Source organism: Segatella copri (assembly GCF_003465495.1).
Lineage (GTDB): Bacteria > Bacteroidota > Bacteroidia > Bacteroidales > Bacteroidaceae > Prevotella > Prevotella copri_G.
Genome location: NZ_QSAV01000004.1, coordinates 36,893 through 60,699 on the forward strand (window position 1 = coordinate 36,893; position 23,807 = coordinate 60,699).

The following is a 23,807-nucleotide window of genomic DNA, read 5'->3' on the forward strand; positions in this document are numbered from 1 at the left end:
GAATTTATATTAAGCATGAACGTAAAGATAGAAGAAAGTTGGAAACAGCATATAGGAGAAGAGTTCGACAAGCAGTATTTTGTTGACCTCACAAACTTCGTGAAAGAGGAATACCTGCGTACGCCCTGTTATCCTCCTGGCCGCTTGATTTTCAATGCCTTCAATCTCTGTCCTTTTGATGATGTAAAGGTAGTGATTATCGGACAGGATCCATACCATGAGCCGGGGCAGGCAATGGGGTTGAGTTTCTCTGTGCCGGACGGAATCACTTTCCCACCATCATTGATTAATATATTCAAGGAGATTCAGATGGATCTCGGTACTCCGATGCCAGCCACGGGCGATTTAACCCGCTGGGCAAAGCAGGGAGTATTGTTGCTCAACGCCACGTTGACCGTTCGTGCCCATCAGGCTGCGAGTCATCAGCGCAAAGGCTGGGAGGAGTTTACCGATGCTGCCATCAAGGCGCTCAGCAAGGATAAGGAGCACCTGGTGTTTATCCTTTGGGGCGGTTATGCCCGGAGCAAGGCGAAGCTCATCGACACGAGCAAGCACCTGATATTGGAAAGTGTGCATCCATCGCCATTATCTGCCAACAGAGGCGGATGGTTTGGCAATCATCATTTCTCCCGCTGCAATGCGTATCTGCAGCAGAACGGAATTGCGCCTATCCAATGGTAGGTACACCTATTAATATATAGCTATCCACTCATGGGTAGCTATCATTATTTTTTATTATATACTCAAAGAAATTTATTCATCTCAAAAACATTATGAAGAAAGACGAACTGCGTATTCTGCAGGTGGGCAACGTGTTGGTTTCACCTGATATTATCACCGAAAAATTCTGTTGCGACCTTGATGCCTGCAAGGGCGAGTGCTGCATCGAAGGCGATGCGGGAGCTCCTGTTACCCTGGATGAGATTATGGAGATTGAGAATGCGCTGGATGTAGTTTGGGATGATCTCTCAGCTTCTGCCCAGGCTATCATTGATAAGCAGGGCGTGGCTTATACCGATATTGAAGGCGATTTGGTGACGAGCATCGTGAATGGTAAGGATTGCGTGTTTACCTGCTACCAGGATTTGAAAGACCTGGGCGATGGACATACGATTCCTAACTGTTGTCTCTGTGCTCTGGAGCGTGCTTATCGCGAAGGAAAGTCGAAGTTCAAGAAGCCTATCTCCTGTGCCTTGTATCCAATCCGTGCCAAGGATTTCGGCAACGAGGTGTATGGCATTAACTATAACAAATGGCACATCTGCAAGGATGCCATCAAGAAGGGTGAGGAGTTGAATCTGCCGGTTTATAAGTTCCTGGAGGGTCCGTTGATTGAGAAATTCGGCAAGGAATGGTATGATGAGCTTTGCGAAGTGGCAGAGCAAGTACTTGCCGAATTGGAAGACTAAATTCAGTTAGAGACTTTGGAAGATAATAGTTCCGAAGTCTTTTTTGTTTTATAAAAAAAGAGATTTCGAAACGCTGTTGAGCTTATTCCGAAATCTCTAATCCTTCTATATTTGTGATATTACTTCTTCTAAAACCTTTATCCCATGTTATCACGAAATCTTTTTGATGCTCAGCATGGATGCGGTAATAGGCTTGCTCGTCCATTTCGCCACTGCATACATATTGGTTTCCGTTAATATGAAGTGTTGTTCCTTTGCTGGCATTGCGTATCGTGAGCCTGATGGTTCCGCGGAACGGACGTCCGAAGTCTATACGGCATCCCTGATGATCAAATTCCTCCTGGTATGGTTCTAATACCATTTGAAGCTTGTTCTGGGTGAGGTATGGCAGCTGGTCAACAAAGATATAGTTTGTTGAATCTTTGAAAGCACCTGTCGGATGAACCCATCCTGCAGATTGGTATTCTGCCGATTTCCACTCAGTAGTGTATATTCTATTGTCAAAGTGTTCCTTTTCGTTGTAACTGCAGCCCTTCAGGGGTTTGCACCACCATGTTTCGTCTGCTTTATGATAAAAAGGAACAGAGTCTGTATACCAGCCATGAAGTTCCAGCGAGAGTTGTTTGCTCTTATTTCTTATTCTTCCTGGTGCATACCAGACCGCGATGATGTTTTCGCCCTTTTTCAGATATCTGGAGATATCTATGGTTTGCATCAGAAGGATGCTGTCTCTGGCTCCTTCGTTGAAAATGCTTGGCGTAGCATTTCTTTCGTTGATGTATAGGCGGGTATTTCCTCCACTTGCCATGTTTATCTCAGCCTTTAATGGCTTTTGATTAAGGTGATAGATTTTCCTGTATAATATCTCAGAAGAATCGTTGGGGAATGGATATGATACCCAATGGGTACCGAATTCCTGTGCATAGGAATTCAGCACCCAGAGAGTTGTAAAGATGAGAATTGTAAAATATCTCATAGATGATTATTTGTCTATTTTATGAGTTTTGTTTCGCCAGCCTTGAAATTTAATGCTTTCTGCTTACCATTATACTTGACGGTCAGGTTTCCGGCATTCTTGCTGGTGATGGAAGCTTTGCTGACCTTTCCATTGTTCCATACGAGATTAATCTCGTAGTTTCCACGTGCTTTGATACCCTTAATTTCGCCTGCAGGCCATTCTTTAGGTAGAGCAGGAAGAAGGTGCATAGTCTCGCCATCGCATTGCATCAGCATCTCACATATACCTGCTGTGCCTCCGAAGTTGCCATCAATCTGGAATGGTGGGTGAGCATCGAAGAGATTTGGATAGGTTCCTCCTGAAGGGCGATTCTTCGGATTGTTGTAATTGCCCGGATGTACATAGTTAAGCAATTTCCTGATCATAGAATATGACTTGTCTGCTCTGTGCAGGCGAGCCCATAAACTGATGCGCCATCCTGTGCTCCAACCGGTAGAGAAGTCTCCTTTTATCTCAAGAGTCTTGGCAGCAGCTGCAGCTAAATCAGGAGTCTTATCTAATGAAATCTGATAGAATGGGTGTAAACCGAGAAGGTGTGACTGGTGGCGATGATGCCAGTCCTGGTCTTCCCAATCGTAATACCATTCCTGCAGATTACCGCGCTTTCCTATCTGATAAGGGTGCAGACGATTGATAGCATCCTGTAACTTTGCCTGATATGCTTGATCTATACCGAGAATCTGAGCACCTTTGAGTGTGTTTTTAAACAATTCTCTCAATATGGTAAGATCGGCAGTACCTCCATAGAAACTGCAGCCTTGATAGCCCTTGTCGGTGATATATTCTGCCTCAGGTGAAGTGCAAGGGGCAGTAATCAGTTCGCCCGGTTTCTTCGGGTTCTCTATTATCCAGTCAAGCATGAAGTCTGCTGCACCTTTCATCAATGGATAGGCTGTCTGGCGTAGATATTCCTTATCGCGGGTGTAATCGTAGTGATCCCATAAGGTTTGTACAAGCCAGGCACCTCCCATGTTCCAGTTGCTCCACTTAGGACTCTCTTTCTTGGTTCCAACAGGATTGGTCATTGCCCATGCGTCTGTGTTGTGTCCACCGCACCAGCCATTTTCAATTCCATAATAGTGCTTTGCTGTATATTTTCCTGTTACAGACATGGCTTTCACCAGTCCGTCTACAGGCATTACAAGCTCAGACATGTTGGTTACCTCTGCTGGCCAATAGTTTTCTTCCAGGTTGATGTTGATGGTGTAGTTTCCACGCCAAGGAGATTTTCGTGCCGGAGCCCAAAGTCCCTGGAGATTGGCAGGAATGCCTGGAGTTCTCGAACAGCTGATAAGAAGATATCTTCCATATTGGAAATAGAGCATTTCCAGGTAAGGGTTTTGCTCTTCTTTCTCAGTGTAATCAAAGAGTTGCTGGTCGGTGGTTCGCTTGTTGTCGAACTTTGCTCCCTTGAGTGCAAACTTGGCACGGTTGAAGATGTTCTGATAATCGGTTATATGACGCTGTTTTAACTCTGGATAGGTATAGTTGACCAAGTGCCAGGCATTGTCGTTAACCTTTTCAATATATGGAGCCCCTTCTTTTACCGGATGCTTGTCGAATCCGTTGTAGCTGGTTTCATTCACTAAATAGATAACAGCTTCGCTTACGCCCTGCAGATGGAGGATAGAATCAGAGGCAGTAATGGTTCCGTCCTGGTTTTTGATGCTGAGGATGGAGCAGAAGTGGGTACTGTTCTCAGGCTTTCCCATAGCATGGCCCGTGATGGTGAGTTGCTTATTGGAAGCTTTTACTTGATGAGGAATCAGAGAGGTGAGAGAGATGTCGCAGTTGATAGCTTTCTTCTGTGTAGCTGTCAGGTGAATGGCAATCATCTTGTCCGGATGTGATGCGAAATATTCTCGCTGGTATTGTATTCCCCCTCTTGTATAACTCAATGCTGCCGTAGCGTTGTCAAGGCTCAATTCACGCTTGTAGTTACTGAATTGTCCTTTATTTGCATCTTTGATATTGATGATGGCAAGTGGCTGATAGTATTCTGAATTGTGTCCTTGTACATGCAGTTGTAAAGAGTCGGCTGCCTTGTAATCTTCTTTGAACAGAGCCTCGCGAATCTTTGGTATCCATTTGTAGGCATCCCCTCCTTCCTCGAGATTGACAGGCTTTCCTGTCCACAAGGTGATGTCGTTGAGATAGATAGAGTCATTGTTGGCTCCACCATAGATCAATGCACCTAACTTACCGTTACCGATAGGTAATGATTCTTCAAAGGCTGTAGCTGGCTTATTGTACCAAAGCTTCAGCGGTGGAATATTACTCTTTGGGACAGCCTGGAGTGTGCCTGCTGCAGAGAGTAATAGGCAAGAGATAAGTAAATGTTTCATAAGTTGGTTTGTTGGGTTTTATATAAGCAGAGGCTGTGTCATTTATTGGCAAATGGCACAGCCCCTTATGTAAATTAGTTGAATTGTCTTAAGCGTCGATGTTTGCGTATGTGGCATTCTGCTCGATAAATTCGCGGCGTGGTTCCACATCATCACCCATCAACATAGAGAAGATCTCATCAGCCTGGGCTGCGTTCTCGATAGTAACCTGCTTGAGCAAGCGTGTAGATGGGTCCATAGTAGTTTCCCAAAGCTGCTCTGGGTTCATCTCACCCAAACCTTTGTATCGCTGGGTGTGGATGTTCTTGTCTTCTACTCCATCTCCATACTTGTCGATGAATGCCTGGCGCTGCTGCTCTGTATAGCAATACTCGCTTACCTTGCTGCGATAAGTACACTTGTAGAGTGGTGGGGTAGCGATATACAGATGGCCTTCTTCAATAACCTTTGGCATGAAACGATAGAAGAGTGTCATAATCAATGTGTCGATGTGAGAACCATCGACGTCGGCATCGGTCATGATGATAATCTTGTCGTAACGCAACTTGTCGGTATTAGCCTCCTTGCTATCTTCGCCATCTACACCGAAGCGGACACCGATACTTTGGATGATGTTCATGACAGACTCAGCTTCGAATACCTTGTGCCACTGTACCTTTTCTACATTCAGAATCTTACCACGCAATGGGAGAATAGCCTGACGGAAACGGTCGCGACCCTGCTTGGCAGAACCACCGGCGGAATCTCCCTCGACGAGGAAGATCTCGCATTCTTTAGGATCCTTCATTGAGCAATCGGCAAGTTTACCAGGAAGACCACCACCTGTCATGAAGTTCTTGCGCTGTACACTCTCACGTGCCTTGCGGGCAGCTATGCGGGCCGTAGCAGCCAGGACAACCTTTTCGCAGATTCGCTTTGCCTCGTCTGGATGTTCTTCCAGATAATCAGACAAAGCCTCGTTTACAGCCTGCTGAACGGCACCTTGTACCTCGCTGTTACCGAGCTTGGTCTTGGTCTGTCCCTCAAACTGAGGTTCAGCTACCTTGATGGAGATAACGGCAGTAAGACCCTCGCGAAAGTCTTCTGGTGCTATCTCTACCTTTGCCTTCTCAATCTGCTTAGAGATGGTTGGGTCAGCTTCTGCGTAAGCCTTCAAGGTGCGGGTCAACGCCATACGGAAACCAGTCAGGTGGGTACCACCCTCAATGGTGTTGATGTTATTGACGTATGAGTGGATATTCTCAGAGTAATCTGTGTTGTACATCACAGCAATCTCGATAGGAATACCCTGCTTTTCTGTCTTCAGATAGATAACATCATCGAAGAGATGAGTGCGGTGACGGTCTACGTAACGGACGAATTCCTTCAAACCATCCTTAGCGTGGAAAACCTGCTCCTTGGTCTTACCTTCCTCGTCAGGGCGCAAATCTCTCAAGGTAATCTTGATACCTGCATTGAGGAATGCCAACTCGCGCATACGGTTGGCAATGATGTCCCACTTATAGACAGTGTGAGTAAAGATGGTTGGATCTGGCCAGAACTGCTGGCGTGTACCGCGCTTGTTGGTTTCACCTACCACCTTAACCGGATAGAGAGGCTTACCCTTCTCATATTCCTGCTGGTAGATTTTGCCGCCACGGAACACCTGTGACAACATGTGGGTAGAAAGTGCATTCACACAACTTACACCCACACCATGTAAACCGCCAGATACCTTGTAAGAACCCTTGTCAAACTTACCACCTGCGTGAAGCACGGTCATAACGACTTCGAGGGCTGATTTATGTAGTTTCTCGTGCATATCCACAGGGATACCACGACCATTATCTTCTACGGTGATAGAGTTGTCTTCGTTGATGGTAACTTCGATGTCGGTACAGTAGCCCGCCATTGCTTCGTCAATAGAGTTGTCTACTGTCTCGTTTACCAAGTGATGAAGACCCTTTTCGGAGATGTCACCAATATACATCGCCGGACGTTTGCGAACAGCTTCCAGGCCTTCCAGAACCTGAATGTTACTCGCAGAGTAATTATTTGCGTTGTTTTGATTTTCTGCCATTTTAGTATTGTCTTATTTCCGTGCAAAGATACTAAAAAAAGCTGAGAAACAGGAACTTTTGTTTGTGAAAAATCACCAAAAAGTGAAGAAAAAACGTAGAATGTGAACTTTAGCGGCAAAAGTGTCTTGAAAAAGCTATTTAATAATCGTTTTGCGCATTTTTATAGGGTATGTTGTAGTATAAACCGGTTGTGATGGGAAGATTTTATGATGCAGGAAATGGGTAGTCGGGTTCATAGAAAAGAATAAGGCTGCGACCCTATAATAGGATTGCAGCCTTATTTATTTCTTTGCTTTGACTTATAAGTTAGGCCAACTTAGCGATGTGCTTTGTAAGACCAGACTTCAAGTTTGCAGCCTTGTTGTCGTGGATAACGTTGATCTTAGCCAACTTGTCTAAAAGCTTCTGAACAGTAGGATAGAGCTTTGCAGCCTCTTCCTTGTCAGACATGTTGCGCAACTTGCGGACAGCATTGCGCATAGTCTTTGCATAATACTTATTGTGCAAAGCCTTCTTCTTATCCTGACGGATTCTCTTGATTGATGATTTGTGATTTGCCATCTTCTTTATGTTATTTTTTTTTATTTCTTAAATGTTTGTAGTCCCTAGCAGAGTCGAACTGCTCTTTAGAGAATGAAAATCTCTCGTCCTAACCGATAGACGAAGGGACCATTGCTTATTTGCGGGTGCAAAGTTACTACTTTTATTTGAATCTAGCAAATTTTTCATGGAAAATTTTCGCTAAATGCGCATTTTTTTGTATTTTTGCCCTGTTTTTCACTAATATTAGGCAAAATGGAGATAAAAACTAGTGCTATCGTATTGCAAACCATCAAGTATGGGGACTCTCAACTTATCGTGGATTTCTTCACCGAAAAGTTGGGGAGACTCTCCTTTATGGTACGTGTGCCTAAGTCATCTAAGGGGAAGATGAAACGGCAGCTTTTCCAACCGCTCATGGTCTTGAATTTAGAATTTGATTATCGTCTCAAGTCAAATCTGCAGCGCCTTAGGGATGTTTCGATTCAGATTCCATTCTCTGATATCCCTTTTTCTCCATACAAACTTGGCATTTCCATGTTCTTGTCAGAACTGCTTTCATATGCTACCCGTCATGAGCAAGCTAATGGTGCGCTCTATCTTTTCATACAGGACAGTATCGAATGGTTAGACCATGCTAAAGGTGCTATTGCCAATTTCCATATAGTCTTTATGATTCAGCTCTCTTTTCATTTGGGTTTTATGCCCAATATAGAGAGCGGTATGTCTGGCGATTATTTTGATTTGGTAGATGGATGTTTTGCAGCTCATGTTCCTTCGCATGTACATTATTTAAATAAGGAAGATTCTATGCGGCTTGTGTCTTTGTTCCGTTTAGACTATAAAACAATGCACCTCTACACAATGTCTCGTATGGAACGAAACAGGTGTGTAGAGGTGATACTGGAGTATTATAAACTTCATTTGCCAGGTTTCCCGGAAATGAAGAGTTTTGCTGTTCTTCAGGAACTGTTTGCTTAGTCTTTTCAGGTTTCCTCGCTTGCTTGATGTAAACGGGAAACAGACGTTGACTATGTCCTCTGTTTAGGCAAAACTGATAACGCCCTGTACTGTTGCATCATCATTATTGTTTTCTTTCGGTTCTGTATTACCGGAAGCTATATTACGGATTTCTTCCAGAGTCTGTCGGGTACGCTTATAGGTAGGCGTGTTTTCTACCTGAAGGATGACATCCTCGTTATCCAAATCTTCCTGGCGGAACAGGAATATGTGTGGATGGCGCTTATACTGTGTCGTATTGCCGTCGCTGCCATAATAGCGCTTGCGGCGGTCTTCTCTTTCAGCACGTTTCTCCTCTTCTTCAGCGAGACGGCGAGATTCTTCCTCAGTATGTTTCTTGAGGTGGCGGTTCATTCCCTCTACATCTTCGAGTCCGAAACCTGTTGCGAGAACGGTTACCTTTACGCGGCTTCCCAATTCAGGGTCAATGGCAAGACCCCATTTCAGTTCGAAGTCGTCACCGAATTTCTCCATAAAGTCGTTGACATCATTCATCTCGTCCATGGTCAGGCCAGGATTATCTTTCTTCTCGCTTGCAAATGCGATGCTGAGCAGAATCTTCTTAGAGTTGAATACGTCATTATCGTTAAGGAGTGGTGAGTTCAAGGCATCTTCTATCGCTTTCTTTACTCTTCCTTCTCCCTCACCGTAACCTGTACTCATGATAGCTACACCGCCATCTTTCAGTACGGTCTTCACATCATTGAAGTCAAGGTTGATGAGACCATGTACGGTAATGATTTCAGCGATACTTTTGGCAGCTACACTCAAGGTGTCGTCAGCTTTGCCGAAGGCATCGAGAACGGCAAGGTCTGGATAAATCTGGCGGAGACGTTCATTGTTGATTACCAGTAAGGCATCTACATGCTTCGACATTTCCTCTACACCATCCAATGCCTGGTCAATCTTCTTAGGACCTTCAAAACGGAATGGGATGGTTACGATACCAACGGTAAGAATACCTAATTCCTTACTTACTCTGGCGATGACAGGTGCTGCACCTGTACCGGTACCGCCACCCATACCCGCTGTGATGAATGCCATTTTTGTTCCATCGTTGAGCATGTTCTTGATATCTTCAAGAGTCTCTTCGGCAGCCTGGCGTGCCTTGGCAGGTTTGTTTCCTGCACCCAGACCTTCCTTACCTAGCTGCAGGTGTACAGGCACAGGTGAGTCGTTAAGTGCCTGGTTGTCTGTGTTGCAGAGTACGAATGTTACATCGTGTATACCTTCGCGGTACATGTGGTTGACGGCATTTCCACCGCCACCACCAACACCAATCACCTTGATGATGCTATTTTCTTTTTCAGGTTCCCCAAAGTCAAGAATATGAGGAGCGTTTCCATTATCTAGCATAGTCGTATAATCTTTATAGGGTTTATCTATCTGATTTTTTATTTAACCTGTTGTGAAATCTGTTTTCTGATAGCCTGGTCTTTGGCATCTTATTCTTCTTCAGAAATGGTATCTTTCACAAACTTCTTGAAACCTCTCATCATTTTATGGATGAGACTGTTTTCTTTGCGTCTCTTTTCTTCTTCTTCGGCTTCTTTTTCTGCCAGAAGTCTTGCCTCAGCTTCTTCCAGTTCTTTTTGCTTGCGGGCAGCCTCGTCAGCAGCCGCTTTTTCTGCCGCAGTAAGAACAACGCCCTTGCCGGCAGTCTCGTTAGGGTTTCTAGGAGCCTTGTGCTGCTCGGCTGCTACTGGCTTTTCTGCAGAATTGCTGAAGAGATCAGTGCCGATTTCGTCACCTGCACAGTTCATGTCTCCCTTTGCCAGGAGTCCCAATACGGTGTTCATTGTACCATCGTGATTGGTAATCTTAGGATCCTTGGAGTTGACTGTTTGAGAAACAAACTTGGCAATGCGTACTTTGTCGATGTGGGTATGTGTCTTGAAAACCTTATCGATTTCAGGCATGTTGCTGCCGCCACCTGTAAGGATGATACCCCCCAACAGCTTATCTGAGAATTCCACAGGAATCTGGAACCATGCGTTTTCTACGATTTCCTCTACGCGTGCTTCTACGATTTCGATGAACTTCTTGCTTTCAACCACTCTATCCTTGTCGATAGGGTAGTTCAGGGTCGGGTCGATATTGTTGATATCGGTATAAGCCTTGGCATACTTGAGTTTCATCTTTTCAGCATCAGGCTCTTCAATCTGAAGACAAGTTAAGTCTTTGGTCACGTTGCCGCCGCCCAATGGGATGACAGAGAGATGACGAAGTATACCTTTATAATATACAGAAACGGTTGTCGTATCGGCACCCAAGTCAACAAGCATACAGCCTGCACGCTTTTCTGAGTCTGTCAAAACGCTGTCAGCCATAGCTAAAGGAGCCAGGTACATTTCTGCAATAGGAATGTTGGCATTTTCAAAACAGGTATTGATATTGTTATAGAAGTTCTTGCGCCAAAGTATATTCAGGAAGATGCCTTCCAGATGGTTACACTGTATTCCTACAGGGTCTATCTGGTATTGGTTGTCTATCTTGTATTCCTGAGTTGCAGCATCCAGGATTTCCTGGTCCGGATAGGTCATGTTGCGGTTGATATCCATCAGTTCATTGATCATCTCTTGTGAGATGATGGTGTTACCTGGGAGATCCTTGACAATGACGTTCTTGATACTGCGTATAGAGCGACCGCCCACGCCTACATAGACCTGGGTAATATCCTGTTTCAGTATATTCTTCAACTTCTTGATGATGTTGGTCAAGCATTGGCAGGTTTTGTCAATGTTATAGATCACACCCTTTCTGATGCAAGAAGATGAATCTTCCTCTACGGTGGCAAGTACGGTGATGCTGCCGTCCAAATTTTTCTGACCTGCTATACCTGTCATCTTAGATGAGCCAAGTTCGATAGCTACAATAAATTCCTTTGGCATAGTTCTTATATGTTATCTTAATCTGTTTCTATTTTCTAATTAGCTATTTTGATGCTTTTTACATATGATCTGGTTGTCGAATTCGATATTGATATACGAATACTTGTTCCAGCCAGCTTGTGAGAGTCCATACTTATAGAATTTCTCTAATCGATTCATCTTCTTGTTGACGAAATCGTTGATGGCTTGCTCTCGTTTGTCGATGAGGTTGGTCTCTGGCAGGTTACCTATATATATAATGTGGTTGCCTACTCGCGGTACCAGTTCTATTCCTCTATCAGGCAGGACATGGATCTGTTCTATCTGGTTTCGCCAGAGTTCATTCGTCATCAGCGCTTTGCTTAGTAATGAGATGTATTTTTTAGCATACCACTTGTTGATGTAGCCCGTTGCGATGATAATGTCGCATGTATAGTTCGTGTTGGGCATGATCTGATTGTGGTCATCAATATAATAGTCCTCGTTGCTGATGCTTTTGATTCTGACGATTGGCATGCGTTGGGTGAGGTAGATGTCAACAAGACCATCCTGAGTCTTTGAACATTCTGCCGTCTTGACGAAAGGACTGGTCTTCAAGGTTTCTTCTATCATGCGGGCGTTCACCTCTTTGAGCGGTTCCCCCAGCGGATAGAGTTTCCTGGCTTCCAGTCGTTTCTTGATTTCCTTCGCATTCAGAAAGCCATTCGTCATCTCATCTTGAATGTTGATGTTCACCTTGGTGCATACCAATTTCGTTTCATCAGGTTTGTTAAACCTGGTGAAAGCGAATACCAGATAAGTACCGAGTACTAAATCCAGTGCGATGATGATGGTTTTCTTCCAATTGATATGCATTTATTTCTCTTCAAGTATTTTGGTAATTTGTGGAACATAGTTGTCCAAATCGCCAGCTCCTAAGATAACTAGAACATCGAAGTCTCGATTCTTTACCAGGTCAAGAACGTCTTCTTTATGAATCATGCTCTTTTCTACACCTGGTTTCAGATTGTCATAGATAAGCTTGGAGGTTACTCCTGGAATAGGCTGCTCGCGAGCTGGATAGATGTCGCAGAGGATAACCTCGTCCAAGAGACTCAAACTGTTGGCGAAATCTTTATAGAAATCGCGGGTTCTAGTATACAAGTGAGGCTGGAAGATGGCTGTTATCTTACGGTCCTTGTATAACTCTCTGATACTCTTGGCACTCTGATATATCTCCTTTGGATGATGAGCATAATCAGACAGAAATACCAGTTTGTTATTCTTGATCTTAAAGTCGAAACGGCGGTCAACTCCTCCGTAGGTCTTCATGCCGTTACGGAGTTCATCGGCTGTACAACCATTCAATTGTGCCATTGCCATTGCTGCCACACCATTTGTGATGTTGATAGGCACAGGCTGTCCGAGTTCTACGCCCGTTACGTTCTCGATAGGAGAGATGAAATCAAAGGTGATACCTCCATTCTCTATCTTGATGTTCTCAGCGTGGAAGTCGCCCTCGTTCTGGCTGTATTCGTATATCTTGACACCGTCTTGTACGTGTTGTTTCATCTCCAGACCTTTGTGGATGATGAGTGCACCGCCCGGTTGGATCAGTTCTGTATAGTGACGGAAACTTTCCAGATAAGCCTCCTTGGTGCCGTAGATGTCGAGATGGTCTGGGTCTGTAGCCGTGATGACGCTCATCCATGGTCGCAACCAGTGGAAACTGCGGTCAAACTCATCTGCTTCAATGACAACATAGTCGCTCTTGTCGGAGAGGATATAGTTGGTGCCATAGTTCTTTGAGATACCTCCCAGGAAGGCATTACAGTCAATATGGCTTTGGTGCATGATGTGAGCACACATGGTAGATGTTGATGTCTTTCCGTGTGTACCCGCTACGCACAGTCCCTTATGTGTACGGGTTAATGTACCCAGAACCTGAGCTCGCTTCTCGATGGTGAATCCATTCTCATGGAAGAAAACCAGTTCCTTGTGTTCAGCAGGAATTGCCGGTGTGTAGACTACCAATGTTGTCTTGGCGTCCTTGCAGGCTTCTGGTATGAGGTCAACATTCTCCTCATAGTGGATAAGCATTCCCTCTTTCTCCAACTCATGAGTTAGATTGGATGGAGTCTTGTCATATCCGGCTACAACCAACTTCTTGCTGAGGAAGTATCTGGCGATGGCGCTCATTCCGATGCCGCCCGCTCCTACAAAATAAACTGCTTTAATATCTTTTATTTCCATTACTTTGTTGCTAATTTGATTACTTCGTCGGCGATGACGTCGGCAGAGTTCTTTAATCCTAATTTCTTGATATTCTCACAGAGCGAAGCAAGCTTAGCCTCGTCTTTTACCGTGTCAACTGCTTTCTTGAGCAATACCTCTGGTGCATCGGCATCCTTTACGTAGATGGCAGCATCTTTGTTGACTAATGCCATGGCGTTCTTGGTCTGGTGGTCTTCTGCCACATTAGGGCTTGGAACCAGAATAACCGGTTTGCCGATGAGGCAGAACTCGCTGATACTGCTGGCACCTGCGCGGCTGATAACCAGGTCGGCTGCCTTGTAAGCTGCACCCATGTCGCTGATGAAATCAGTAACCTTGAGCATTGGCAGCTCCTGACCTTTCAGTTGCTCCATGATGGCAGCATTATAGTATTTACCTGTTTGCCAGATAAACTGTACGCCGCTTTCTTTCACCAGGTCGAGGTGCTGGAGCACACTCTCGTTGATGGTTCTTGCGCCAAGGCTGCCACCTACGAGCAAGATGGTCTTCTTTTCAGGGTCGAGACCGAACAGCTTACGTGCTTCTTCCTGGGTGATGGTAGTATCCAATACATTCTGGCGAACAGGATTACCGGTCATGATAATCTTGTCTGCAGGAAAGAAACGCTCCATTCCTTCGTAAGCCACACAGATTTTTTCAGCCTTCTTGGCCAAGAGTTTATTGGTTACACCAGCGTATGAATTCTGCTCCTGGATGAGGCAAGGTATTCCTTTGCTGGCACAAACATTGAGAGTCGGACCGCTAGCATAGCCACCTACGCCCACAGCCGCCATAGGCTTGAAGTTTTTGATGATACTCTTTGCCATGTGCTGGCTCTTCCATATCTTGAAGAGTACGGCGATGTTCTTGAGCAGATGCTTTCTGTCGAAGCCGCAGATAGGCAAGCCCTTGATCTCATAACCCGCAGCAGGTACCCGCTGCATTTCCATTCTGCCGAGTGCACCTACAAACAAAATCTTAGCATCAGGGCGCTTCGCCTTGATGGCGTTTGCAATGGATACGGCAGGGAAGATGTGACCACCTGTGCCGCCTCCGCTTATGATAATTCTTAATTCATTATTCATATCCGTTCATGTTTATAACGCAAAGGTATAAAAAAATATCGATTTAACGGCATTTACTGCCATTTTTTCACCTTAATTTATAAAACTCTTGTCAGGCAGCCACCATTTTGCTGTCGTCGAGCTCATTTTGAAGTATCTCTTTCTTCTTGGCTGTTCTACTGATACTCAGGATGATGCCCAGGTACAGACAGTTGATGATGGTAGATGTACCACCTCTACTGATGAGTGGTAGTGGCTGTCCTGTAACAGGAGCCAAACCTACTGCTACTGCCATGTTGAAGAGTGCCTGGGTAACCAGCATGATGGCGAGTCCCATGCAGAGAAAGGCTGGGAAATTGTTCTCACACCTGTTGGCTATTCTGCCAGCTCTGAACAGGAGGATGATGTAGAGGAATGCAACCAGTGCGGCTCCCCATATACCCATCTCTTCGATGATGATGGCATAGATGAAGTCTGAGAACGCCTGTGAGAGGAAGTCTCTTTCTACTGAGTTTCCAGGCCCTTTGCCTACGATGTTGGAAGAGGCGATGGCGATGTTGGCATGTGCCACTTGGGCATCTTTGTCGAGATCGACATCCTGTGGGGCTACAGGCTTTGAGTTCATAAACTTGTCAATACGGGCTTTCCAGGTGTCGGCTCTATGGAACATCTTTTCTGCCATGTTAGGCTTGTTCTGTTCCTGCTCAACCTTCTCGGTCAGCATATTTTCCGGTTTATTGCCCTCTTCGCCCTTGTCCTGTCCTACTATCATGATACCTGCAAAGGCTGTGACGATGACAATCATGCCCAGTCCCACCAGCTTGCCAATCTGGTTCATCGGCACTCGTCCGATGAGCATCATGGCTAAGATTGTGATATTGAGGAGCATGGCTGTGGATAAGTTTTCCAGTCCGATGAGAATTACAAATGGAGCAGTTGCTACAAGTATGAACTTGAATGCCTTCCTGTTGGCTCCCTGAGTTGTTTGCATAGCACTAAGAATCTGAGCTACAGCCAGTACTACCGCTCCCTTTGCTATTTCTGAAGGCTGGAACTGTATGCCCATCAGAGAGAACCATCGGGAGGCTCCGTTGGTAGATTGACCGGTAGCCAAGACCAGAACGAGCAACAGTAATGAGATGCCCATCACGACGGGGGTAACAATCTTGAAGTACTTGCATTTCACCTTGAGCATGCAAATCATGGTGAACAGACCGCCTCCCAAGAGCAAGATGTGGCGGATGACAGGTGCCATGTAGTTTCCTGTCTTGTACGACAAGGAGCTGGAGGCAGAATATACCTCCACGATGCTTATCATACAGAGAAAGAAGAAGACCATCCAGATCACCTTGTCTCCCTTGAAAATATTACCAATGCTCTTGTTATTCATTTCTTTATAGTTCTATCTGTTCTATTTTTTGAAAACTGTTATTCTCCGATAGCTCTTGCCAGCGTCTTAAACTGCTCGCCTCTATCTTCCATGTTCTTGAAGAGATCGAAACTTGCGCAGCATGGGCTGAGGAGTACGGTATCGCCCGGCTTTGCCAATTCCTGGCAGGCTGCTACGCAATCCTTCATGCTGTGAGTGTCGCGTACAGGGATGCCGAGTGCGTCAAAGTTGTCGTGCAACTTCTGGTTGTCGGCTCCGAGATATACGATACCAGCACATTTCTCCTTTACCAGGTCCTTGATCTGGTTATAGTCATTTCCCTTATCCTTACCGCCGATGATAAGGATGGTAGGGGTGGTCATACTCTCCAGCGCATACCAGCAGGCATCTACGTTGGTAGCCTTTGAATCGTTCACATAGTAAACGCCCTGGAACTTGCCCACTTTCTCCAGACGGTGCTCTACACCAGGGAAGTCGTTCAAGCCTTTGTGCAGGGTCTCGTGGTCGATGCCTACGATGTTGCATGCCAGACCTGCAGCCAGACTGTTATAGATGTTGTGCTTGCCGCGTAGACTCATGTCTTCCTGTGGCATTTCGAAGTCTGAAGGGAAGTTGAGTTTGTATTTGCCGTCTTCGATAAAGCCAACGCAACCTTCCTCCTTGAACTCAGAGAATGGGCAGAGATGTGACTTGAGGTTGTACTTAGCCAGCTCCTTTGTAACGATAGGATCATCGTTCCAGAAGATGAAGCAGTCTTCTTCTGTCTGGTTCTGGGTGATGCGCATCTTGGCATCGGTATAGTTCTGCATCTTAAACTCATAGCGGTCCAGATGGTCTGGAGTGATGTTGAGCAGGATGGCCACATTGGCACGAAACTCATACATATTGTCGAGCTGGAAACTGCTCAGCTCGATGACGTAGTACTTATGAGGAGTTTCAGCCACCTGAAGGGCCAGACTCTTTCCGATGTTGCCTGCCAGACCTACATCATAGCCAGCCGACTTGATGATGTGGTAAATCAGCGAGGTAGTGGTTGTCTTACCGTTACTTCCCGTGATACAGATCATCTTGGCATCAGTATATCTGCCCGCAAATTCTATTTCGCTGATGATAGGTGTACCCTTAGCCATCAGTTTCTGTATCATAGGTGCTTCCTTAGGAATACCCGGACTCTTGATGACTTCATCTGCATCTAAAATCTTTTCTTCTGTATGGTGACCTTCTTCCCATTCGATGTTGTGGTCATCCATCAACTTCTTGTAGTTATCCTTGATCTTTGACATGTCTGAAACAAAGACCTCGAATCCCTCTTTCTTTGCCAGCACGGCTGCACCTGCGCCACTTTCGCCAGCTCCTAAAATTACAATTTTGCTCATTGTCTTATTCTCTATACTTGTCGGGCTGATAAGAGCCTGTATTTTATCTGATTTTCAATGTGATGATGGTCAATGCTGCCAGAATGATGGTTACAATCCAGAAACGGATGGTAATCTTTGATTCATGGAAGCAGTTGCGAGGCTTCTTCCACAGATACTTGCAGTCAGGATCCAGCTGACTGTCCTGTGTGCGGAAGTTGTCGTGGATAGGTGTGCGCTTGAAGATACGCTGCTTCACACCTCTCCGCTTTCCTATCTTGTAATAGTAAACCTGCATCATCACGCTGAGGCTTTCTACGAAGAAAATACCGCAGAGGATAGGCAGCATCAGCTCCTTGTGGATGATGATGGCACCTACTGCGATGATACCGCCGATGGTTAGCGAACCCGTATCGCCCATGAATACCTGGGCAGGGTAGGCGTTGTACCAGAGGAAACCGATGAGGGCTCCGATGAAGGCACAGAAGAATACTACCAGTTCCTCAGAACCAGGAATATACATGATATTGAGATAGGCGGCAAACTCGATGTGCGACGACACATACGCAAGTATGCCTAGCGCCACACCTATGATGGCGGAGTTTCCGGCACACATTCCGTCCATACCATCGTTGAGGTTGGCACCGTTTGATACGGCTGTTACAACGAAGATGGTCATGATGACGAAGAGAATCCAGCCTGCTGCTACCTTGTACTTACCGCAGAAACTGGTGATGCTGGAATAGTCGAGGTTGTGTCCCTTGACGAATGGGATGGTGGTCTTCAGCGATTTTCTTGCTTCCGTACGATGCTTTACCACCGTTTCCTGTCCCTGTTGCTCGATGGCGAGGTTCTCGTTCATCTTAACATCAGGTGAAGACCAGAGTACCAGTCCCACGATCAGGCCGATGCCAATCTGTCCTATAATCTTATATTTGCCCTTCAATCCCTCCTTGTCGCGCTTGAATATCTTGATGAAGTCGTCCATTCCACCGAGAAAGCCGAGCCATACGGTGGTGATGATCATCAGAATCAGATAGATGTTGCGCAAACGTCCGAGTAACAGTACCGGTACGAGGATAGCCAGGATGATGATGACACCACCCATAGAAGGAACGCCAATCTTCTTGACACCAAACGGGTCGATGCTGGCATCGCGCTGTGTCTCTGTAATTTGCTTGCTCTTGAGATACTTGATGAATTTCTCGCCGAACCAGGCAGAGATTACCAATGATAAAATCAGCGCAAGCAGGGCACGGAATGAGATGTAGCCCCACATGTGAGAACCTGAGATGCCCCACTGCTCCAGAAATCTAAAGAGATAGTATAACATTTTTCTTTCTTTTCTTGATTGCTTTTACTTCTGTGAAATTCCGAAGATGTCGCGAATCACCTCCTTATCGTCAAAGTGGTGCTTTACGCCCTTGATCTCCTGGTAATCTTCGTGTCCCTTACCGGCTACGAGAATCACGTCGCCCTTCTTTGCCAGCATGCAGGCTGTGCGGATGGCTTCCTTGCGGTCTACGATGCTGATTACCTTCTTCATTTGCTGGGCATTGAGTCCGGCAAGCATGTCGTTGATGATGTCCTGTGGCTCTTCGAAACGTGGGTTGTCGCTGGTGATGATTACCTTATCGCTCTGCTTTACAGCCTCCTGTGCCATCAATGGGCGCTTGCCCTTGTCACGGTTGCCACCGGCACCGCAAACGGTGATGACTTCTCCGCCCTTGCCTTCGAGCACTTCGTGGATGGCGTTCAATACGTTCTCCAGTGCATCTGGTGTATGGGCATAGTCAACAATGGCGGTATAACCTTCTGGTGACTGGATTGGTTCCAGTCTTCCGCTTACGCTGTGAAGGGTACTCATCACTACGAGTACATCCTCTGGCTTCTTGCCGAGCATAATGGCTGCACCATATACGGCGAGCAGGTTGCTCACGTTGAACTTACCGATGAACTGTACGCCCACTTCTCTGCCGTCAATCTCCAGATACATGCCGCCGAAGTGACACTCCAGGATCCTGGCTCTGAAGTCTGCCATGCTGCGGGTAGAGTAGGTTTTCACGGTAGCCTTGGTGTTCTGTACCATGATCATGCCGTTCTTGTCGTCGGCATTGGTAATGGCAAAGGCTGTCTTAGGCAGTCCGTCGAAGAAAGCCTTCTTGGCGTTACGGTAGTTCTCGAATGTCTTGTGGTAATCGAGATGGTCGCGGGTCAGGTTGGTGAACAAGCCTCCGGCAAACTGCAGACCTCCGATACGCTTCTGTGCGATGGCGTGAGAAGAGCACTCCATGAAGGCATACTCGCAGCCAGCCTCTACCATCTTGCCCAGGAGCATGTTCAGTTCGATAGGGTCTGGGGTGGTATGGTCGGCAGGGATAGCCTCGTCCTCAATGTAGTTGCAGACGGTAGAGAGCAAACCACACTTATGGCCGAACTTGCGGAACATATTATATAATAAGGTGGCAATGGTGGTCTTACCATTGGTACCTGTTACGCCTACCAGTTTGAGCTTTCTTGAAGGGTCGCCGTAGAAGAGGGTTGCTACCTTGCCGACAGCATCCTCGGTCGAAGCGACCTGAATGTAAGTTACGCCCTCAACTTTCTCTTCAGGCATGTCTTCGCACAAAACCGACTTTGCGCCCAGTTCCAATGCCTTTGGAATAAACTTGTGACCGTCAACCTGCGTTCCCTTCATGGCAACGAAGAGATGACCTTCCTTAATCTTGCGAGAGTCGATGTTTACTCCCGTAACCTCTACATCAGCATCGCCGATTATCTGAACCGGCTCGATGTTTTTGAGTAATTCTTGTAACTTCATATCCTGTTTCTGTTTTATATTCTATATATTTCTTTATCTACACCTTATTATATATAGGGTTTCAGATAACTGTTTCTGAGTTTTATTCGAGCACAATGCTGCACACGGCACCTTTCTTGATGACCGTTCCCGGCATCAGACTCTGCTTTACTACCTTTCCTCTACCTATAATCTGGGTCTTGATGCCCCGGCTCTCCATATTGTAGATAGCGTCTCGGGCTCCCATTCCGGTAATGTCGGGTACGATCGTCTTGCCGTATTGCTTCTCCCTGATGAGCTTGATGCTGTGGTTACCCACGCGCTCTGCCTTGCCCCAGATAGGGTTGCCGTCGGCATAGCTGCCACTCCAGTTGGCATTGGTCTTGATGCCGAGGTGGCTGAGCACATAGTTGGCAGCAAGGATATTGCCTGCCTTTACGTCAGGAACGAAGACGGATGCTGAGTCGCGGGCGTCCTTTACGTCAACTTTCAGACTCTGCGCCATGATGCCTTCTGAAATCTGATGGAAGACCTTACCGCACATCGTACCGCCCGAAGCAGGCAAACCGGATTTCTGTATGCAGACGATACAGCTGTAGCGTGGCGCATCGGCAGGGAAGTAGCCTGCGAAACTGATGAGATAGCTGGTTCCGCCACTCTTATATCCACCGGCACCTTTTGAAATCTGGGCTGTACCGGTCTTTCCTGCCACTTTGAAGTTAGGCGAACCGGCTTTCTTTCCCAGCCCCACGCTTACCACCTGTTCCAGGATGGTTTGCAGCTCCTTGATGCTCTTCTCCTTGGCTATCTGCTGGCGCATCACTTCAGGAGGAAATTCCATGATGGTTTCTCCGTTCTTCATTACCTTGCTCACGAATCTTGGTCGCATCATCTTGCCGTTGTTGGCGATGGTGTTGTAGAAGGTGAGGGTAGAGATAGGCGGTATCTGGGTCTCATATCCGATACTCATCCATGGCAAACTGGTCTTTGCCCAGTTGTCATATTGTCCGTTCTTGTTTCTGTGCGGCATGCGGATTCTGGCTGGTGTTGCTCCCACCAGTGGAATCTTCAGGTCGTCGTGCAGACCGGTACGGTAGATACCCTTTACGAATTTCTCCGGGTTGTTGCGGTAATGGTCGTCTATGATGCGGCTCACACCGATGTTCGAACTGTACCACAGAGTCTGTGCGAGGGTCAGCATTCCGTATCCGCCTTTTCGCCAGTTGTGGTCTTTCATTTCTCTGCCGTACATCGGCCATATACCGCCACCGGTTTCTACGTGATAGGTCGTGTCTACCACTCCGTCGTCCAGCGCTACGAGGATAGAGGCTGGCTTGAACACCGAACCTGGCTCCAGAAGGTCGCTCACGGCATGGTTGTGGATTTCTCTGTATTCGCCGTCGAAACATTTCTCCATGTTTACGATGGCCTTGATGTCGCCCGTAGGTACATCCATCACGATGGCTACACCCACATTGGCGTTGATTTCCTTCAGCTCGTCGATAAGTGAGCGTTCGGCAAGGTCTTGTATGCTCACATCGATGGTGGTCACGATATCGGCTCCGTCAATAGGAGGGGTATCGGTAATGTCGAGGAACTTGTTGCGAACCTTGCGGCGATGCACGATACCGTTGGTGCCTCGCAGGATGGAGTCGTAACTCAGCTCCAGACCGAAGCGGGCGGTATCCTTGGCGCCATACATGGCTCCGATGGTACGGCCTGCCAGCGAACCGTAAGTTCTGGTTCGGGCATTATATTCTTCCCAGTGGAAACCGCTCTGGTAGGGTTTCAGGCGGAATACAGGGATGTTCTTTATCTCGGTGAAGGTGTTATAGTCTACACGCTTTGGATAAACCGGCCAGTGGCGGCTCATCTTGGCGCGACCTTCGGTGAGGTGCTTCTTGAAATCAGACTCGCTCAGATTCGGAAATATCTGGTGCAGGCAAAGATATATGGAGTCTTGCTTGGCATCCCACAGCGAGTCGTTTTCTGCATCTTTCAGCGCCTTGAAGTCCATGAAAACCTTAAACTCCGGCAGCGAACTTGCCATCAGCTGTCCTGTGCAGCTTAAGATGTTACCTCGGTTTGGCTTTACGGTCACGGAATCCTTCTTCTGCCGTTCTGCCACCTTCATCCAGTAATCATGCTTGGCGGTCATGATGTAGAGCGCTTTACCCACTACGGCTATGGCGAAAATCGTCATGATGATGGCGATGGCGCTGTAGCGGGGCATTACTTTCTTGTGATCAAATTTGCTGCTCATTCTTCGGGTACGTTTATGATGTATGGAGGTTGGGTGGCGATGTGCAGCACGCTGTCTTTGTTGTTCTTCAGCATGTCGAGCACATTACTTTCACGACTCTTCTCTGTTATCTGGCTGCTTGTAGACAGCGCTTTGTATTTGGTGTCTTGCAGTTCTTTCTGCAGTTTGTCCAACTCGATGATATCGTTCTGGATATTGTATCGGTTGGATATGTAGATAATGACAAAAAACACGATGAGGATAACGAGCCATATCTGCCGGCGTATGATCTGTGCGGTAAGAATGTCTCCACCCAGAATCTTTCGCAGCGTAAAGCTCGATGATCCTGAAGCCTCTTCCTCAATGGCTTGCTTGGCAATCACTTCCTTGAGCGAAGCCTGTGGAGCCTCCTCCTGCTGTGGCTCCTGCTGCGGAGTTTTCTGCTTCGGCGGTTCCTGTGATGCTTGTGCCTTTTCTTCGGCTATAGGCTTCTCACTGATGTTTATGTCTTTATCGTTTATCATTTCTTTTCTGCTATTCTTAGTTTGGCGCTTCTGCTCCTAGGGTTTCTTTCCTGCTCGTCGGCATCGGGAACGATAACCTTGTTGTTCACGAGTTTGAAAGGGGTTTCTATTCTTCCGAAGAAGTCCTGCTCTATCTTGCCTTCTGCATTGCCCGCTTTCATCATGTTCTTTACGATTCTGTCTTCCAGCGAGTGATAGGTGATGACGCTGAGTCGGCCTCCCGGTTTCAGAAGTTCCGTGGCTGAGCGGAGCATCTCTTTCAGGGCGTCCATCTCGTGGTTCACTTCTATGCGCAGCGCCTGGAAGAGCTTTGCCATGTCTTTCTTCTCGCGTTCCCGCTTGAAGAGGGGCTCTACGGCTGCCATGAAGTCTTTGGTGGTGAGGATGGGCTTCTCGGCTCTTGCCTTGACGAGTGCCGAGGCGATGCGGCGCGAGTTCTTCAGCTCACCGTATAGGTAGAAGATGTCGGCAAGGGCACCTTCGTCATATTCGTTTACGATGTCGGCAGCAGTCTTGCCAGCACGCTTGTTCATGCGCATGTCGAGTGGGGAGTCGAAACGGAAGGAGAAACCGCGGGTCTCGTCATCAAAGTGATGGCTCGATACGCCCAGGTCGGCTAACAGTCCGTCGAGTCCGTCTACCCCGTAGTAACGCATCCAGTTTTTCAGGAATCTGAAGTTGGAGCATACGAAGGTGAAGTTCTCGTTTGCCACCACGTTGCGCTCTGCATCGGCATCCTGGTCGAAACTGTACAGGTGCGCTCCCTCAGTCAGGCGCGACAGAATCTCTCTGGAATGTCCGCCACCACCGAAGGTTACGTCTACATAGATGCCTCCTGGCTGTATGTTCAACCCGTCAACGCTCTCCTTGAGGAGCACTGGTACGTGATATGTTTCTGCAGTCTTTATCATATATCT

The 23,807-nt window shown here is 46.8% G+C and carries 19 protein-coding genes; 3 read left to right on the top strand and 16 right to left on the bottom strand.

The window, feature by feature from the left end:
- Positions 1–15 precede the first annotated feature (15 nt).
- Positions 16–681, top strand: a complete 666-nt coding sequence (locus DWV53_RS01865; protein ID WP_118151277.1) for a uracil-DNA glycosylase — start codon at positions 16–18, stop codon at positions 679–681.
- Positions 682–773: 92 nt separating this feature from the next.
- Positions 774–1,409 (top strand): DUF3109 family protein, encoded by a 636-nt coding sequence (locus DWV53_RS01870; RefSeq protein WP_118151279.1) that lies wholly within the window; start codon positions 774–776, stop codon positions 1,407–1,409.
- Positions 1,410–1,491: 82 nt separating this feature from the next.
- On the opposite strand, the gene DWV53_RS01875 is transcribed toward DWV53_RS01870, so the two are convergent.
- The 4 genes from DWV53_RS01875 to rpsT all read right to left on the bottom strand — a co-directional run bounded on the left by DWV53_RS01875 (position 1,492) and on the right by rpsT (position 7,393).
- Complete coding sequence (locus DWV53_RS01875) at positions 1,492–2,385, bottom strand: alpha-L-rhamnosidase N-terminal domain-containing protein (RefSeq protein WP_117692945.1); 894 nt, start codon at positions 2,383–2,385, stop codon at positions 1,492–1,494.
- A gap of 14 nt (positions 2,386–2,399) precedes the next feature.
- Positions 2,400–4,772, bottom strand: a complete 2,373-nt coding sequence (locus DWV53_RS01880; protein WP_118151281.1) for a glycoside hydrolase family 95 protein — start codon at positions 4,770–4,772, stop codon at positions 2,400–2,402.
- An 88-nt stretch (positions 4,773–4,860) separates the two neighbouring features.
- The gene (gene gyrB, locus DWV53_RS01885) at positions 4,861–6,831 is read right to left on the bottom strand and encodes a DNA topoisomerase (ATP-hydrolyzing) subunit B (protein ID WP_006847646.1); all 1,971 of its coding nucleotides are present in this window, start codon (positions 6,829–6,831) and stop codon (positions 4,861–4,863) included.
- Between the two features lie 307 nt (positions 6,832–7,138).
- Positions 7,139–7,393 (bottom strand): 30S ribosomal protein S20, encoded by a 255-nt coding sequence (gene rpsT, locus DWV53_RS01890; RefSeq protein ID WP_006847644.1) that lies wholly within the window; start codon positions 7,391–7,393, stop codon positions 7,139–7,141.
- Between the two features lie 234 nt (positions 7,394–7,627).
- On the opposite strand from rpsT, the gene recO reads away from it, so the two are divergent.
- Positions 7,628–8,353, top strand: coding sequence for a DNA repair protein RecO (gene recO, locus DWV53_RS01895; protein ID WP_118151283.1), 726 nt, complete (start codon positions 7,628–7,630; stop codon positions 8,351–8,353).
- Positions 8,354–8,416: 63 nt separating this feature from the next.
- Here the strand turns inward: recO and ftsZ are convergent, their stop codons facing one another.
- The 12 genes from ftsZ to rsmH all read right to left on the bottom strand — a co-directional run bounded on the left by ftsZ (position 8,417) and on the right by rsmH (position 23,801).
- Positions 8,417–9,748, bottom strand: a complete 1,332-nt coding sequence (ftsZ, locus tag DWV53_RS01900; protein ID WP_118151285.1) for a cell division protein FtsZ — start codon at positions 9,746–9,748, stop codon at positions 8,417–8,419.
- 89 nt (positions 9,749–9,837) lie between these two features.
- Positions 9,838–11,283: a cell division protein FtsA gene (gene ftsA / locus DWV53_RS01905; protein WP_022121277.1), complete on the bottom strand. Its 1,446-nt coding sequence runs from the start codon at positions 11,281–11,283 to the stop codon at positions 9,838–9,840.
- 39 nt (positions 11,284–11,322) lie between these two features.
- A complete protein-coding gene (locus tag DWV53_RS01910; protein ID WP_117587299.1) occupies positions 11,323–12,117 on the bottom strand; it encodes a cell division protein FtsQ in 795 nt (264 codons plus the stop codon).
- Entirely contained in the window at positions 12,118–13,494 is a 1,377-nt protein-coding gene (gene murC, locus DWV53_RS01915) for a UDP-N-acetylmuramate--L-alanine ligase (protein WP_118151287.1), read from the bottom strand.
- Positions 13,494–14,600, bottom strand: coding sequence for an undecaprenyldiphospho-muramoylpentapeptide beta-N-acetylglucosaminyltransferase (gene murG, locus DWV53_RS01920; protein ID WP_118151289.1), 1,107 nt, complete (start codon positions 14,598–14,600; stop codon positions 13,494–13,496). The genes murC and murG overlap by 1 nt, the downstream gene beginning before the upstream one ends.
- A 91-nt stretch (positions 14,601–14,691) precedes the next feature.
- On the bottom strand, positions 14,692–15,969 hold the full coding sequence (locus DWV53_RS01925) for an FtsW/RodA/SpoVE family cell cycle protein (protein WP_118151291.1): 1,278 nt from the start codon (positions 15,967–15,969) through the stop codon (positions 14,692–14,694).
- A 38-nt stretch (positions 15,970–16,007) separates the two neighbouring features.
- The gene (murD, locus tag DWV53_RS01930; protein ID WP_118151293.1) at positions 16,008–17,345 is read right to left on the bottom strand and encodes a UDP-N-acetylmuramoyl-L-alanine--D-glutamate ligase; all 1,338 of its coding nucleotides are present in this window, start codon (positions 17,343–17,345) and stop codon (positions 16,008–16,010) included.
- A gap of 43 nt (positions 17,346–17,388) precedes the next feature.
- The gene (gene mraY / locus DWV53_RS01935) at positions 17,389–18,657 is read right to left on the bottom strand and encodes a phospho-N-acetylmuramoyl-pentapeptide-transferase (RefSeq protein WP_118151295.1); all 1,269 of its coding nucleotides are present in this window, start codon (positions 18,655–18,657) and stop codon (positions 17,389–17,391) included.
- Between the two features lie 24 nt (positions 18,658–18,681).
- Entirely contained in the window at positions 18,682–20,145 is a 1,464-nt protein-coding gene (locus tag DWV53_RS01940; protein ID WP_118067294.1) for a UDP-N-acetylmuramoyl-L-alanyl-D-glutamate--2,6-diaminopimelate ligase, read from the bottom strand.
- An 82-nt stretch (positions 20,146–20,227) separates the two neighbouring features.
- A complete protein-coding gene (locus tag DWV53_RS01945) occupies positions 20,228–22,387 on the bottom strand; it encodes a penicillin-binding protein (RefSeq protein ID WP_118151297.1) in 2,160 nt (719 codons plus the stop codon).
- Positions 22,384–22,890 carry an FtsL-like putative cell division protein gene (locus DWV53_RS01950; RefSeq protein WP_022121285.1) on the bottom strand — a complete coding sequence of 169 codons (507 nt, stop codon included), beginning with the start codon at positions 22,888–22,890 and terminating at the stop codon, positions 22,384–22,386. Before DWV53_RS01950 ends, DWV53_RS01945 begins: the two co-directional genes overlap by 4 nt.
- Entirely contained in the window at positions 22,887–23,801 is a 915-nt protein-coding gene (rsmH, locus tag DWV53_RS01955; protein ID WP_117692963.1) for a 16S rRNA (cytosine(1402)-N(4))-methyltransferase RsmH, read from the bottom strand. Before rsmH ends, DWV53_RS01950 begins: the two co-directional genes overlap by 4 nt.
- Positions 23,802–23,807: the final 6 nt, after the last annotated feature.